The organism is Chitinophagales bacterium (assembly GCA_041392475.1).
Lineage (GTDB): Bacteria > Bacteroidota > Bacteroidia > Chitinophagales > UBA2359 > JAUHXA01.
In genome coordinates this window covers 1,469,781-1,485,246 of the sequence record JAWKLZ010000003.1, presented here as the reverse complement: position 1 = coordinate 1,485,246, position 15,466 = coordinate 1,469,781, and the positions used below count along the sequence as shown (strand labels likewise).

At 40.8% G+C, this 15,466-nt stretch carries 15 protein-coding genes; 5 read left to right on the top strand and 10 right to left on the bottom strand.

Annotated features, from left to right (window positions below; all coding sequences use genetic code 11):
- Nucleotides 1-207: 207 nt before the first annotated feature.
- On the top strand, nt 208-834 hold the full coding sequence (locus R3E32_28735) for an energy transducer TonB (GenBank protein MEZ4888747.1): 627 nt from the start codon (nt 208-210) through the stop codon (nt 832-834).
- A gap of 86 nt (nt 835-920) precedes the next feature.
- On the opposite strand, the gene R3E32_28730 is transcribed toward R3E32_28735, so the two are convergent.
- The 9 genes from R3E32_28730 to R3E32_28690 all read right to left on the bottom strand — a co-directional run bounded on the left by R3E32_28730 (nt 921) and on the right by R3E32_28690 (nt 10,548).
- A complete protein-coding gene (locus R3E32_28730; protein ID MEZ4888746.1) occupies nt 921-1,706 on the bottom strand; it encodes an FtsX-like permease family protein in 786 nt (261 codons plus the stop codon).
- Between the two features lie 312 nt (nt 1,707-2,018).
- Nucleotides 2,019-4,451, bottom strand: a complete 2,433-nt coding sequence (locus R3E32_28725; GenBank protein ID MEZ4888745.1) for a penicillin acylase family protein — start codon at nt 4,449-4,451, stop codon at nt 2,019-2,021.
- Between the two features lie 49 nt (nt 4,452-4,500).
- A complete protein-coding gene (locus R3E32_28720) occupies nt 4,501-5,391 on the bottom strand; it encodes an alpha/beta hydrolase-fold protein (GenBank protein MEZ4888744.1) in 891 nt (296 codons plus the stop codon).
- Between the two features lie 163 nt (nt 5,392-5,554).
- Nucleotides 5,555-7,294, bottom strand: coding sequence for a SulP family inorganic anion transporter (locus R3E32_28715; protein ID MEZ4888743.1), 1,740 nt, complete (start codon nt 7,292-7,294; stop codon nt 5,555-5,557).
- 115 nt (nt 7,295-7,409) lie between these two features.
- Entirely contained in the window at nt 7,410-7,556 is a 147-nt protein-coding gene (locus tag R3E32_28710) for a hypothetical protein (GenBank protein MEZ4888742.1), read from the bottom strand.
- Nucleotides 7,557-7,742: a hypothetical protein gene (locus R3E32_28705; protein MEZ4888741.1), complete on the bottom strand. Its 186-nt coding sequence runs from the start codon at nt 7,740-7,742 to the stop codon at nt 7,557-7,559. It lies immediately after the preceding gene.
- A 58-nt stretch (nt 7,743-7,800) separates the two neighbouring features.
- The gene (locus R3E32_28700) at nt 7,801-7,938 is read right to left on the bottom strand and encodes a hypothetical protein (protein MEZ4888740.1); all 138 of its coding nucleotides are present in this window, start codon (nt 7,936-7,938) and stop codon (nt 7,801-7,803) included.
- 67 nt (nt 7,939-8,005) lie between these two features.
- Nucleotides 8,006-8,989, bottom strand: a complete 984-nt coding sequence (locus R3E32_28695) for a deoxyhypusine synthase family protein (protein ID MEZ4888739.1) — start codon at nt 8,987-8,989, stop codon at nt 8,006-8,008.
- A 161-nt stretch (nt 8,990-9,150) separates the two neighbouring features.
- Nucleotides 9,151-10,548, bottom strand: coding sequence for an arginine decarboxylase (locus R3E32_28690; protein ID MEZ4888738.1), 1,398 nt, complete (start codon nt 10,546-10,548; stop codon nt 9,151-9,153).
- A 107-nt stretch (nt 10,549-10,655) separates the two neighbouring features.
- Between R3E32_28690 and R3E32_28685 the strand changes: the two genes are divergently transcribed.
- From R3E32_28685 to R3E32_28675, 3 genes are all read left to right on the top strand, one after another.
- Nucleotides 10,656-12,755 (top strand): penicillin acylase family protein, encoded by a 2,100-nt coding sequence (locus R3E32_28685; protein MEZ4888737.1) that lies wholly within the window; start codon nt 10,656-10,658, stop codon nt 12,753-12,755.
- Between the two features lie 127 nt (nt 12,756-12,882).
- Complete coding sequence (locus tag R3E32_28680; GenBank protein ID MEZ4888736.1) at nt 12,883-13,101, top strand: hypothetical protein; 219 nt, start codon at nt 12,883-12,885, stop codon at nt 13,099-13,101.
- A gap of 10 nt (nt 13,102-13,111) precedes the next feature.
- Nucleotides 13,112-13,567, top strand: a complete 456-nt coding sequence (locus R3E32_28675; protein ID MEZ4888735.1) for a PIN domain-containing protein — start codon at nt 13,112-13,114, stop codon at nt 13,565-13,567.
- A gap of 85 nt (nt 13,568-13,652) precedes the next feature.
- On the opposite strand, the gene R3E32_28670 is transcribed toward R3E32_28675, so the two are convergent.
- Nucleotides 13,653-15,005 carry an SUMF1/EgtB/PvdO family nonheme iron enzyme gene (locus R3E32_28670; GenBank protein ID MEZ4888734.1) on the bottom strand — a complete coding sequence of 451 codons (1,353 nt, stop codon included), beginning with the start codon at nt 15,003-15,005 and terminating at the stop codon, nt 13,653-13,655.
- 110 nt (nt 15,006-15,115) lie between these two features.
- On the opposite strand from R3E32_28670, the gene R3E32_28665 reads away from it, so the two are divergent.
- Nucleotides 15,116-15,289 carry a hypothetical protein gene (locus R3E32_28665; protein ID MEZ4888733.1) on the top strand — a complete coding sequence of 58 codons (174 nt, stop codon included), beginning with the start codon at nt 15,116-15,118 and terminating at the stop codon, nt 15,287-15,289.
- The last annotated feature ends 177 nt before the right edge of the window (nt 15,290-15,466 follow it).

Genomic DNA, 15,466 nt, shown 5'->3' with positions numbered 1-15,466 from the left:
CTAAAACTACTAAAAAAGACCCACAACTGCAATAAAAAAACGGATTTCAATTGTTAATACAATTCGTTTCTGTGAAAAATACACTTATTGAAGGATTCACTACGTATAATAGTAGATTTTCCACACTTACTAAAAATCAAAAAATATTACCCCACAAATGCTTAATTTAGAAGGACTTTTTCAAAATTAAAAGCCTAAATTAAGATGATGAAATACTTATTTTTTGCACTTCTATTATTTCCCTTCAATGAAGCATTTGCTCAAAAGACGAAGTTCAAACGAGTCACTTTTGGCAAAACCAAAAACGTGAAAGAAGAATACCATGTCTTGAAGAAAGACAAAAAAATCAAGCAGGGCGAGTACACTTCTTACCACTTCAATGGAAATGTCAAAGAAACAGGTCAATACCTAAACGACCAGAAAGATGGAAAATGGCTGGTGTATCACAAAGATGGTTCTTTGAGTGAGGTTCAACATTATCAATTAGGTCAAAAGTTAGAAATTGAGGAACAGCCATTAAAGGAAAATTTCATTCCCAAACGATTTAGCAAATGCTATAACCGAAAAATAAAACCACTCGTTTATGTAGCAATCAAGTATCCTCCAATGGCAAGAGAGGAAGGAGTAGAAGGCATTGTGGAACTAAGCTATAGCTTTGGAAAAAACTGCAACTTAGAAGAAATCAAAGTAGTGAAATCCGTAGGTTATGGGTGCGACGAAGAAGCAATAGAAGTAATAAAAAGGCTTGTTTATCTAACTAAAAGCAAATTTCCCGAAAAATGTGAAGATATATCCAACTATATTCCTACGGCTATTTGTTTTCGTTTAAATTGAATGTCATTACTTCTATAAGCCAACACTAATACCTAAACACCTAAACACGCAAACACAATTTACCAACCCAAACACCCAAAAATAAATCATTCATACCTCAACGCCCGAACAGGATTCCCAACAGCAGCCTTGACCGCTTGAAAACTCACTGTCACAACCGCAATCACCAAACCCAAAATACTCGCCAAACCAAATGTCCAAATCGTAATATCAGCAGGATAAGCAAAGGTTTCTGTCCATTTTTGCATCATAAAGTAGGCAATCGGCCACGCGATGATGTTGGATATTAAGACCAAGACAATGAACTCTTTGGTGAGTAGAACGGTAATGTTGCCAATCGAAGCACCCAACACTTTGCGAATACCGATTTCTTTGGTGCGCTGTTCGGCAGTGTAAGAAGCCAAACCAAACAAACCCAAGCAAGCAATGAAAATCGCCAACAAAGTGAAGTACAAAAACACCTTGCCCAGTCGCTCTTCGGCACTGTAAAGCGAGGCAAATTTTTGGTCAAGGAAATCATAGTGAAAAGGATATTCAGGTTCAAAACCCGTCCATACTTCTTCAATGTGTGACAAACTTTCTGCAATATTGTTGGAACTGATTCGAATGGCTACATTGTAGTTGTATCGAGAATTGATGTTCAAAATCATTGGCTTGATTTGTTTGGTAAAACCTTCTGTATGAAAGTCTTTTACAACTCCAATAATTCTACCAGGAACTATTTCGGATTGGTGAGTATTCATTTCGGTAATTTCTTTTCCAATAGGATTTTCCCACCCAAAACCTTTCACTGCCGATTCATTGAGGATATAAGTCGTAATGCTATCCGTTGAAAGATTGCGGTCAAAAGCCCGCCCTTCAATTATTTCCAAGCCCAAAGTTTCGATAAAATCAAAAGTAGATGAGTTTTGTAAACTGCTTTTGGGTAGGGATTTTTATATGCTTGACTAACAACTCCAATAACTTTATAGTTCGATAAACTCCCCACCAAGCAACAACAATCAAACCTTCTCCAACCTCACCCTCACCCGCATATTCTTATGGTAAGGCGTTTTTGCCAAAGGGCCGCAATAAGTAGGAGAAGTCAAGATATTGGGCATCGATTGCACCCTTTTTTTGATGCTGCCTGGTGGACTCGTCAGTTGGACGGCATCCCCTTCTTCGATGTCGTGTTTTCCAACAATTTAAAAGGGCTTCAACACCAACTCATGCACCGTATGTTCTTCAATTTTCGCCTCATCGAACCACCAATACAGCCATTCACCACTCAGCCAAGCATCCAATTGTGACTCAAAATAAGGATGGAATTGCCGAGCCACATTGCCGCCCGAAACAACAGCTCGAATTTTTTCAGCGTCACTCAAATCCGCCACCATCCGCATCGAACTAAACCACTGACTTTCGTATTTTTCGCCCTTCAAATCGTATTGACCCCGATTCAGTGTTTCGCCCGAGCCATTGGCGGGATGAACACCTCCACCGACCCAGTCCCTACCAAAACCTTTTTGCCGCAAAGGGCTAACAAAGGTGATAGGGTGCATTTTGCCCCAAGTCCAATCGTTCCTATTTTCGCCGAATAATTGGGTCAATCTTTCTTTGCTTGCTTTTGCAGCCATCACCAAAAGTTTGTCCAAATCTTCCGCCGTTTCGGTTGTTTGAATATCCAACCATTCCTCCTCTCCTTTTTCGATGATTTCATCTGAGCGTTGCAGCCAATAGTAGCGCATATTCAAGTATTTATCCAACAATTCAGGCGACATATCATCTCCAAAAACGAATCTTGCTAACTCCTCATGCAATACATGAAAAACCGTTGCAGCCGTTGAAGAAATTTCGTCTTTATAGTCCCAATTTTGCAGCAAAAGCCCCATTTCCTTTGTTTCATTTTCCTTCAATAAAATTTTCGCAAACAAGGGCGCAAAACGTTTGGCATGTAAGTTGGTGACATCCAAAATGAAGCTCCAATGGTCTTCAGGACTTAGTTGAGGTTTTGACTCCATGAGTTCTTTTTGGCGCAGGTAGCGGTAGTTGGGTGAAAAATGGGCGGAATAGTAGTAGGGGTAATCGTCTGGCACAACATCGTGGTTGGAAGTGCCGAGCCAACCTTTTGCAGGATTGATTTGTCCAGGCATTTCGGTTTTGGGAATAAATCCTTTCCAGTTGTGCAGTGAATCAGCAGTTTGAGCAGTTGCTCCATTGTAGTTGGCTCGAATCGGAATTTGTCCTGTGCTTCGGTGTCCGATGTTGCCTTTGGTGTCTGCAAAAACCAGATTGAAGTACATCACATCTATCTTTGCTGCAACGAGGGAATCCATTTCATACACATTTTTTGCAGTTAATAAATGGTTGATTCCTATTGCAGGAGAGGTAATATTTGCCAAAGACCATTGAAGGGAAATTGGCTGCTCAGTGGTGATACCAAATTCTTTGAAATCAGAGATAATCGGACCTCTTTTGGTATATCGTACCTGCAATTTGATTTGGCTACTTGCATTTTTTCCCTTCGTAGTAATGGCAATTTCTCTTACTTCAAAGGGTATGCTTTCGCCATTGTCCATGTAGTTTGCAGAGTTGTTGGGGTCGACTTCTTCAATGAACAAATCTTGGCTGTCGCCATAAGCATTGGTGATTCCAAAGGCTAAATGCTCGGTTCTACCTGTTAAAATGCCTGGTATGCCTGGAATTGCCCCCCCTATAGCCTTGCCTTGTGGACAAAACAATCCAACGGGGTGCCAAGTGCCTGGCAAAATTCGTGCATCTAAATGTGGATCGTTGGAAACGATGGGTGCACCGTTTTGAGAATGTTCGGCGTTGGTTGTCCAGTTGTTGGAGCCTGTGTAGGGGAGGCTTGTGGGGGCACCGAAACCTCCCCTAACCCCTCCAAGGAGGGGGATTTTTATATTGGAGGCTTTTACATTGGGGATTTTCACATTGGACATTCCCAAAAGTGAATCCATTACTTGATTGATTGGATTTTTGCGGTCGGGGTTGATGTTTAGTGGGCGCAATTTTGTGGCTTTTGCTGCACCCAATTCTGCTGCCAAATTCAAGCCCATGATTTCGTCTCGGTAGTTTTGACCATGTGTAAATCCTACAAAATGTAAGATGGACAATATGCTTTTGACGGTGAAAGGTTCTGGCTCTAATTCCAACAATTGTAACTCAAAAGGAAATTCGTCTTCACAGTTCTTCAAATAGGCATTGAAGCCATCGGCATACCATTGCAGGTAATTTCGGCTTTCTTCATCCAAATACGGCGCATGGCGTTTGGCGTTACCAGCTATATCTAAGATTTTCATTTCTATGTCCGACTCATAACCTGCTTCTCCAATCACAGACGATAGTCTTCCTGCAATCACTTTTTGGTACAAAGTTATCTGAAACAATCTATCTTGTGCGGCTACAAACCCTTGACCTCGTATCACATCTGCCAAACTATTGGCAAAGACATAGGGTATTCCGTTTTCGTCTCGTTTGATGATGACATCTTCTTCGAAGACGTCTATGATAAGCGTTCCATCTTCTTGAAATTCATTGAGGCTTGGGAGGTAGTCCCTTATTAAAAAGCCTATCGTAATAAGCAAAAGAGAAAGAATGAGTAGTATATTTTTGATCATATTAGAGGTGGTTTTAGTTTGGTTTTCTTTGAACCAGAGGCAAAATCTCTTATTTCATTCCAAGTAAAGATAACCGTTTTTCAGGAAAAATCCATGTCAAGAAATCGGGCAATACTTTAGCCCAAGTTTTGGGATGGTGCTTCCCTCCTTCTACCTCTACGTAGCGAATGTCCACGTCTTTTCTATAGCCCTTTTCTTCGAGTGCGGTAATCAAATCTAAGGTGTCGTCAATCGCATCAATGATGCCGTTGTTGTTGCGGTCTGATTTTTCGTCCTCAGTTGCTGCTTGAAACCACATTTTGAGTGCCCCCGTTTTTTCGGTACGATGTATCAAACGGTGCATGATTCGGTCTTGATCGATTTCAGCGTCTGGAAGGTCGTGTTCATGCCACCAAAACGAACCAGAAAAAACACCTATTTTGCTGAATTGATCGGGATGATGCCAAGCGATATCCATTGCAGACAAACCACCCAATGAAAAACCTGCAATGGCTTTTTCCATTGCATGAGCCGAACATTTTCCCCGCATTTCGATAAAAGGTAACAGTTCTTTGAGCATAAAATCGGTATAGGCAGCAGCCTTGTTTCCACGATTTTTGTAATCTGCAATGGCAGCGGTTCCGTATTCTTTCATTCGATTCTGTGCATGAATAGCCACTACAACTATCTTTTGCATAGCTTCCCATACATATAAATCTTCTAATACATGCACCAAATTGACCGCCTCCATATCTTGACCATCATTGAAGTACAAGGTTGGGTAGGTCACATCATCGTCTAAAAAATAATGTGGGGGTAAATAGACATCTATCAAGACATTTCGCTTCAAATATTGCGAATGTAGATGGAGTTGATATACTTTGATTCCTATTTTTGAAGTGAATATAAGTTCTGACTTGGGACCAAAGAGTTTGTCTATTATTTTTTTGAAGGTCAGCATTCCTATAGTTTTGGTGAACTTGTAGAAACGGCAAGATAAAAAGGATTGTTTAAAAGGGCAAAATAAGATTTATGCTTGTAGCAAAATGAAAAATGGTAGAATTGTAAATCATACATTTACAATTCTACCATTTTCTCGTTCTACAATTAATTCAATGAGAATATCATCTTTCTACGTCCTTCAATTGTCTGCCTGCCAAATCATCTAAGAATATCTCTTGATTGTTTAGATACTCTTCTAACCAAACCGCACAGGCTTGAAAATCTTCAAAACAATATTTTTCATCTACTAAGCCAGGTACTAAGTTGATTGCCCTGAACATATCATAAGGCTGTGAGCCTTTTTCCAAGCCTGTAAATACAACAGCCACATTCTTTTGAAATAGCTCCATTATAGCTTCTTCCATAGCATACAAACCCGATTGATCCACGTAAGGAACCTTTCCCATACGAATAACTACAACGGTGATATTGGGCAGATTTTTCACCATTTCTTGAAACCTTGCAATGAAGCCAAAAAATAATGGTCCTTCTAAGTGCTTGATATACACTTTATCTCCAAGACGGTCAATGATATCGCCCTCATCATTCCACGCTGCTTCTCGGGAAAACTCTTTCAAAGGAGCAGAATAGGTTTGATTTTCAACCACCTCGGATACTTTTTTCATAAACAAAATCGAAGATAACACCATTCCAATCGCTACTGCCACTAACAAGTCGACAAAAACGGTCAAAAATAAAACCACAAGCATCACAAAAGCATCAGATTTTGGAACACTTCTAATGTGTTTGATTCCCTTGTAATCAATGATTCCGATGCCTACCGTTATCAAAATCCCAGCCAATACGGCATTTGGAATATAACCCACCAAAGTTCCCAAGCCCAACAAAATTGCCAACAAAAACAAACCTGCCATTATACCTGACAACCTTGTTTTACCACCAGAATTGATATTGATGACTGTCCGCATTGTAGCTCCTGCACCAGGGAGTCCTCCAATGAGTGCTGCACCTATATTGCCAATCCCCTGCCCTATCAACTCCTGATCGCTATTGTGTTTGGTTTTGGTCATATTATCCGCTACTACCGAAGTCAAAAGAGAGTCAATCGCTCCCAGTGCTGCCAAAGTAAAAGCATACTCAAATACAATCATCATGTGCTGAAAGTCTCCGAATACCTTCAAAAAGCCAAACTGTAAATCGGGTAAACCTGTTGGTATCGCACCTGCTGAATTGATTCGGAAAATATCTCCCGCAGGCACAATAAAGAACGCTGCCAACGAAACCACCACCAATGCCATCAACGCTGAGGGAATTTTTTTGGTAACTTTTGGAAAGAAATAGATAATCAATATCGTCACAGTAGCTACTATGACAGAGGTGTAATTGACAATTTCGGGAATCTTGTGAATGGATTGAATCGTTCCCAGTGACCCACCTACAGGAGCAGATACACCGAAAAGTGGAAAAATTTGGGTGATGATGATGATGACTCCAATACCACTCATAAAACCCGATACAACGGGATAAGGAAAAAATCGAATGTATCGCCCCAACCTGAATACGCCAAACAAAGCTTCTATTAGCCCTGCAATGACAAAAGTAGCAATGATAATGGGAAAAGCAAGACTCAAATCACCTCCCATATACTGCACTGCATCTGCAATAATCAAAGCCGAAACAACGGTCATAGGAGCAGTTGGCCCACTTACTTGTGTGGGTGTGCCTCCAAAAAAGGCTGCTAAAACGCCAATAGCAATTGCTCCATACAATCCTGCAATGGCTCCCAATTCTGTCTGCTCACCAAATGCGAGTGCCAATGGAAGGGCTACAATACCTGCGGTCAAACCGCCAAATAAATCTCCTTTGAAGTTGGAAAGGTCTAAACGCAAGAGGTTTTTCATTGATGATTTTTGTAGGGTAAGAATGATTGTTTGAGGGAAGATTGGGGTAAAATTAACAAAATAATTCTAACCCATAATATAAACAAAATTAAAAAGAAATGGTTTACTTAAATTTTTAATTATACATTCTCTCCATTTCACTCTCCACCAAATACATCCCCAATTCCAGTGCCTTTTGAACATGCTCACAAGCTGACTTGTACTGAAGTGCTTTTTTGATAGCTGCCCTCAAATAATAATTTTCTGTACCTCTTTTATTCACTTACAAAACTTCTACTTCTTGCATACCACCCCAATTAATCAACCGATACAACACCCTCGCCCCCACATTCGCATCCCATTCATTCCCTTCATTCCCTTCATTTTCCGAATCAAGCGACACCTCACACAAGTCAAAACCAATAATCTGCCGTCCCGAAAGCACCAATTTTTTCAGCAAATAAAACACCTCATACAATTCAAAACCACCTGCAACAGGCGTTCCCGTATTTGGACATAGATTGGCTTCAAACCGTCACTTCCCACGGCACAGGCAATAAGACCACCTTTGCATCTTCATAATCGAAGGGCAAACCAAACAAACACCCATTCGCACAGGCGTAGGCGTTTGGATCGAAAGCATTGATTTTTTGTTGTTTATTCAAAGCAAAAAAGTATTTTTAATAGATTACAAAAGTTTTGAAAACTTTTGTAATCTTGCTTTTATGAATTTTACCAATTCAACAACCAAGCAAATATCAAGGGCGCAACAATCGTCGCATCTGATTCAATGATATAACTCGGCGTATCGACCGTCAATTTGCCCCAAGTGATTTTTTCGTTGGGAACAGCACCAGAATACGAGCCATAACTCGTTGTAGAATCCGAAATTTGACAGAAATAACCCCAACATTTGATATAATCTTTCTCCAAATCTTGGGTCAACATCGGCACGACACAAATCGGAAAATCTCCTGCAATGCCTCCTCCAATTTGGAAAAAACCAATCCCTGTATCGCCCATATTCTGCTCATACCAATCTGCCAACCAAATCATGTATTGAATCCCTCCCTTCAAAATGTTTGGCGTAATCTCCTGTGTGATACAATGACTTGCAAACATATTGCCGAGTGTAGAATCTTCCCATCCTGGCACAACGATTGGAATGTTCCTTTCACAAGCCGCCAACATCCACGAATTTTTGGTGTCAATTTGGTAGTATTGCTCCAATTTGCCGCTGCGAATGAGTTGGTAAAAATATTCGTGTGGAAAATAACTTTCACCTGCTTCGTGTGCTTTTAGCCAAATTTCCATCATCGAGTCTTCAATTCGGCGCATTGCCTCCATTTCGGGAATGCAAGTGTCGGTAACACGATTGTAGTGATTTTGAAGTAAATCCCACTCATCTTGTGGACTCAAATCTCGGTAATTGGGTATGCGCTTGTAAAAATCATGCGCCACCAAATTGAAGATGTCTTCCTCCAAGTTTGCCCCCGTACAGGTGATGATGTCAACCTTTCCTTGACGAATGATTTCTGCCAAAGACTTACCCAATTCAGCCGTTGACATCGCCCCTGCAAGCGTAATCATCATTTTGCCGCCCTTGTCCAAATGCGCTTGATAGCCTTTTGCAGCATCAACGAGTGCGGCAGCATTGAAGTGAAGGTAATGGTTTTCAATAAACTGAGAAACAGGTCCTTTTTGTGTATTTTTCATTGAAGTAAGTTGTTTTTGAAGTAAATCTTCGATAAATTAATTAAAACTTGTCGCAAAATGCACAGATTTAAGATACATGATGACATGATGTGTGAATTAAGATTTTCAAGATTAAAAAACCACAAATCCTACATCAAATACCGTCTATCTTAAATCCTCATTTAATATCCAAGTATTCTTAGCATATCCTCCGCTGTTTGCTGTGGCGCATGTTGCCAATGTCGAAGTTGGCCATTTTCATCTAAATCTGCAATGATGTGCTGAGGAGAAGGAATCAAGCAATGCTGAACGCCTCCATAACCACCCAAAGCTTCCTGATATGCTCCAGTATGAAAAAAGCCCAAATAAAGTTGTTCGTCAGTCCCTTTATACCGAGGCATATATACCTGACCTACATGCACTTCTGAATTGTAGTAATCTGCATTGTCGCAGCTCAAACCGCCAATATTGACCCGACCAAATTCATTGTTCCACTTATTGATAGGCAATAAGATGAAGCGTTCGCCAATTCCCCAAGTATCTGGGAGTGTGTTGATTAGCGAGTTGTCAATCATATACCAAAGTTCAGAATCATTTTGTTGTTTCTGTCCTAAAACCGAAAAAATCGCTGCTCCGCTTTCTCCAACGGTATATTTGCCAAATTCGGTAAAAATCTCGGGATGAGGGATATTTTCTTCATCACAAGCATCTTTGATTTGTGACACAATTTCTGAAATCATGTATTCGTAATCGTATTCAAATCCCAAAGAATTTTTGATGGGCATACCACCACCAATATTGATAGCTTTTAGAGTAGGACAAACTTTTCGCAAAGCACAATAAAGCTTCAATGTTCGCTTGAACTCCCCCCAATAGTACATGTTGTCTCGAATACCTTTGTCCACAAAAAAGTGCAACATTCGCAAGCGAAACTTGGGATTGTTGGCGATTTTGTTTTGATAGAAAGGAATCACTTCTGAATGTCGAATCCCCAAGCGAGAGGTGTAAAATTCAAAATTCGGTTCTTCTTCTGTTGCGACTCTCAACCCTACATTGCAGGGAGATTTTTCGACCATCTGCTCATACGCATTCAATTCTTCGGCATTGTCGCAGACAGGCACAACATTATAAAAACCATCGTTTATTAATTCACTGATTTTCCTCAAATAACGCTCATTTTTGAAGCCATTGTTAACGATAATCGTGTTTTTTTGAACCTTCCCTTCTATATAGAGTTTTCGCAGCAAATCTATATCAAAGGCAGAAGAAGTCTCCAATTGTACACCATTTTTCATCACCTCTTCCAAGACATGCTTAAAATGACTACTTTTGGTGCAATAACAATAGCGGTAATTCCCTTGGTAATTGTGCTTTTCGATAGCTTTGTTGAACAAGCCTTTGGCTTTCTGTATCTGACTGGTAATCTTTGGCAAATACGTCAATCGAAAAGGTGTGCCATAGGTATCTATGAGTTCCTTCAATGGCACATCATTGAAGTACAAGTATCCATCTACTACTTTGAATCCATCTTGTGGGAAGTAGAAAGTTTGGTCAATTAAATCGGCATATCTATTTATCATTGCAAATATTCTAAGTTTTACTACATTAAGGGGCGCAAATATCCATAAAACCACTTGAATTGAACACATTTATTATGATTAATTCCACTTCAAATTTCATATTTTGTTTGCTACTAATAGGAATGACTTCCTGCAATCAACCTGTTTCTGAGAGCATTCCACTCGAACAAATAAAAATCGTCAGAGACCAATGGGGCGTGCCGCATATATTTGCCCCAACTGATGCGGAGGTCGCTTATGGTTTGGCATGGGTACAATGTGAGGACGACTTCAAAACGATGCAGGAACAAATGTTGGCCATCAAGGGAATGTTGGGCGAAGTGAAAGGACAAGATGGTATTGTTGCGGATTTTGGCGTGAAATTTATGGGTTTGCGTGAAATCGTGGAAGAACGCTATGAGCAAGACTTGGCGGCAGATTTTCGGAACGTGCTGCAATCTTTTGTGGATGGTGCAAACGCTTATGCCGCTTTGCATCCCGAAGAAATTTTGTTAAGTGATTTGTTTCCGTTGAGGGGACAAGATGTAATTATGGGTTATTTGCTTGGCATGGTGGACATTTCGGGTGCAGGCAACGATTTGCAGCGAATTATGGGCGGCAAAATCAAAAACGATATCAAATCCCTTCCTTTGGAGGGGACAAAAGGGAGGCCTAAAGGCTCAAACGCCATCGCCATCAGCCGCAAAAAAACCACAGACGGCAAAACCTATCTCGCCATCAATTCACATCAACCCCTTGAAGGTTGGTACTCTTGGTATGAAGCGCATTTGGTGAGCAATGAGGGCATGAACATTTTGGGCGGAACTTTCCCTGGTGGTGTGAACATTTTTCACGGCACAAATGAAAACTTGGGCTGGGCGCATACGGTCAATCATGCTGACTTTTCGGATGTCTATCAACTAACTATGAACCCCGACAATGACCTTCAATACCGCTTTGATGGTGAATGGCTCACCTTGGAAACAACACATTATTGGTCGTGGCTCAAACTTTGGAAATTCATCAAAATTCCCATCCGAAAGACCATTTACCAAAGCAAATACGGGCCGACTTTTGAGACCGATGACGGCTTTTTTGCGTGGCGATATACGGTCAATCTCGACATTCGTGCTGCCGAACAATGGTACAGAATGAACAAAGCGAAAAATTTTGCGGACTTCAAAAAGGCTTTGGAGATGCAGGGAATCCCGTGTACCAACATCGTTTATGCCGACCGAGAAGACAATATTTTCTACATCAGCAATGGTCGAATTCCCGTCCGCAACCCCAACTATGCTTGGCAAGAAGTATTACCTGGCGATACTTCTGCTACACTTTGGAAAACAAATTACTATCCTATTGATAGTTTGCCACAAGTTTTGAATCCCGCTTCGGGCTATGTCTTCAACACCAACAATACGCCTTTCTCTTCAAGTGATAGCATCGGCAATCCTGTAGAAACGCCTTTGAATAAACTCATGGGCTTCCAAGCGACTCATGCCGAAAACAACCGTTCGAGCCGATTCATGGAATTGATTACACAATATGACAGCCTTAACTATGAAGATTTCAAACGCATCAAATACGACCAGCAATATCCTTCAAAACTCACTCAACCGACCATTCAAAACCTCGAACTCCTCCTTCAATTGGACGCTGCAAAGTTTCCCAATATTGCAGATGCCATCCGACTTTTGAATCAATGGGACAGAAAAAACAATATCGAAAACACGACTGCTGCGCTTTTTATCTTGTCTTACAACAATTTGAAGGATTCTCTAAAGGCGGCAGATAGGTTTGTCATTGGCAATGTGGTCAGCGAGGAAGAATGTGCGGCTGCGGTTCTAAAGGCTAAAACGGAATTGTTGGCGGACTACCAAAAGCTGCAAATACCTTTGGGTTCGCTGCAAAGGCATATTCGAGATGAGGTGAATATTGCGCTCGGTGGTGCGCCCGATGTGCTGGCGGCGATGTACTCCAAAAAACAGGAGACTGGGCAGTACAAGGGCTATGCGGGGGAATCGTACATCGAGTTGGTGCGATTCAGTGAAAATGGGGTCGAGATTGAGAGTGTCAACGCCTATGGTACTTCGGCTAAACCGAATCGTCCGCATCACACTGACCAGATGGAAATGTTTGCAGAACAGCGATTGAAGGTCATGACTTTGGATAAAAAACGGGTATTTGAGGAGGCAGATACGGTGTATGTGGCGTTGGGAATTCGATAGCTGTCCTTTCGTTCAAATGTCGGCGAACTTTTCAAGTGTCGCCGAATTCGCACTCTATGCAGTGTAAATGTTCTATTGGCAGAACTAATTTCTATATTTTCAAGTTGAATACTAAAAACCTTGTATTATGCTAACTATTGAAAGAACAAATCAAGAAATCATTATCAGATTGCCTTTGGATTTAGAAGTGAGTGATATTCAAAGAATGTTGGATTATTTATCTTACAAACAAGCCATCAAAAACAGTAAGGCTACTCAAAATCAAATTGATGATTTGGCTAAAGAAGTAAAAAAAGGTTGGTGGGAGAAGAATAAACACAGATTTCCAGGTATTGAAGAATCTTAAATTGTGAAACATGAAAATCATTATTTTAGACACCAATATTGTTTTCAGTGCAATACTCAACCCCAAAAGTAATATTGGTGAAATCATCTTCAACAATAACGAGCAGCTTGAGTTTTTTTCTACTGAATATTTGAGGCAAGAAATTGATAGGCATAGAGATAAGATTTTGAAATTGGCTAAAACTTCTGAAGAAGATGTTGATGAAGTAATTTTTCAAATTTACAAGAAAATTGATTTTATCTCTGATATACAAATTCCTATGAGAATTTGGGCTGAATCTGCGTCCCTTGTTCGAGATGTAGATATCGATGACCTACCTTTTGTAGCGGTAACAAAATATTTGGATGGTGTTTTGTGGACAGGAGATTTAAAATTATTGAGGACACTCCTTTCAAAAGGATTTCTAAATTGTATTACAACAGATGAATTAATGGAATGGATTGAAAAAAGAGAGATAGAAAAATGAAGTAGTCCTAAAAAAATCGAGCCTCGCTTCGCTCGGCAGTAAAAGAAAAAAAGCGGAAAAGGGTAAAAGTGAAAAAGAGCCAAAGCTAAAAGTACCAGGATAAACGACATCCGATGTTGTAGCTTCGAATGTAGTGGATGTCCCTGAAGCGGTTAGCCACACGGCAGCTGTGGTCATCGTTGATCCAAGACCCGCCACGAACCAAGCGCTTACTGCCTCTTGAAGTCTCTACCCAAGCCCTTCCATCCTTCGGAGCATGTTCATAATTCTCATGCCAATCGTCTGCACACCACTCCCACACATTTCCGCTCATGTCGTACAAACCCAATTCATTGGCTTTTTTTCTGCCAACAGGATGTGTTTTATCACCCGAATTTTTACCGTACCAGGCCACTTCTTCCATATCATTACTTCCTGCATACACGAAACCTCTACTTTTGTTCCCACCTCTTGCTGCAAATTCCCATTCTGCTTCACTCGGCAGTCGAAAGTTTTTGCCCGTTAGTTCGTTTAATTTCTGAATAAACTCTTGGCAATCGTCCCAACTCACCCTTTCCACAGGACAATCGTCACAGCCTTTGAAGCCCAGTTTAGGTGGGTCGCTGCCCATCACTGCCCGCCATTGCGCTTGGGTGACGGGGTATTTTGCCATTCCAAAACTGGGTACGGTGACAGTATGGACAGGTTTTTCATCTTCATATTCTTTTCCTCCCATTTGAAAGCTACCCCCTTCAATGGCTACCATATCTTGAAGCAGTTTTTGGATTGGAAGCGGGAGTTGGGAGAGTTTTTCTTGTTCCTTCAATCGTTTGGCTTCTTCTACCGCTGCTTTTCGCTTCGCTTCCCTCTCCTTTTGAAGTTTTTCCTCTATTGCAGCCTTTTCTTTTGCCTTCAATTGTTTGGTTCTTTCTTTTTCTTCCTCCGCTTTTCGCTTGGCTTCTCTTTCCTTTTGAAGTTCCTCCTCTGTTGCAGCTTTTTCTTTTGCTTTGAATTCTTTGATAGAGAGGTGTATGCCTCTGACTACATTGTGGTAGGCTTTGTTGGGTTTGTCCCAGTCTTCGATGGGAATACCATCTTTGGGAAGGGCTTGTAGTTGGGCAAGGGGCGTGAAGTCCCACATACAGTGTTCGAGAATAACGGGAATCACAATTACTTCGCCCTTGTTGTGGCGCTCCAATGCCTGTTTCATTTCTTCTTCGTAGAAATATTTGGAATTGAGCGAATTAACGCTGACCAAAAGCAGGATGATTCTCGCTGCTTTTAGGTTGTTTTTGATGTGTTGTTCCCATTTTTGACCAGGAGCGATCACTCCATCGTACCAAACTTCAACTATTCCGTTCAGTTCCAGTGGATAGAGATGCCTTCTTAGTTGCTCCAAATAGGGCGTGTCTAATCGGGCGTAGGCGATGAATATTTTGATGGGAATGGCTTGGCTCATCTTGTATTTTAAACTGAATAATTGATGAATATACAGCAAATATAAGAAGTTTTGGCATTTTTGAGACATCGGAAATCTTGAAGGCTTCCGATGTCTTTATCCGATGTCCGATGACAAATAGAGTGGAGTCTTCTTTTTCTTGCTTTTGTCATGCTGCAAGCATCTTGTTGAAGGAAATGACGGTTGTGAAAAATGCTTACAACGATGTACTTCAAAAAACAAGAGAATGGGTAGTACAAGGGTTATGCAGGGGAATCGTATATCGAGTTGGTGCGGTTCAGTGAAAATGGGGTCGAGATTGAGAGTGTGAACGCCTATGGTACTTCGGCTAAACCGAATCGTCCGCATCACACCGATTAAATTAATCCAAAGCTGATAATGCTCACAAATCATAGCCATCAAGTTTAGTAATTAACATAAGCATTAAGTATTGAACAAGAACAAATAATAGAAAGGGAGTT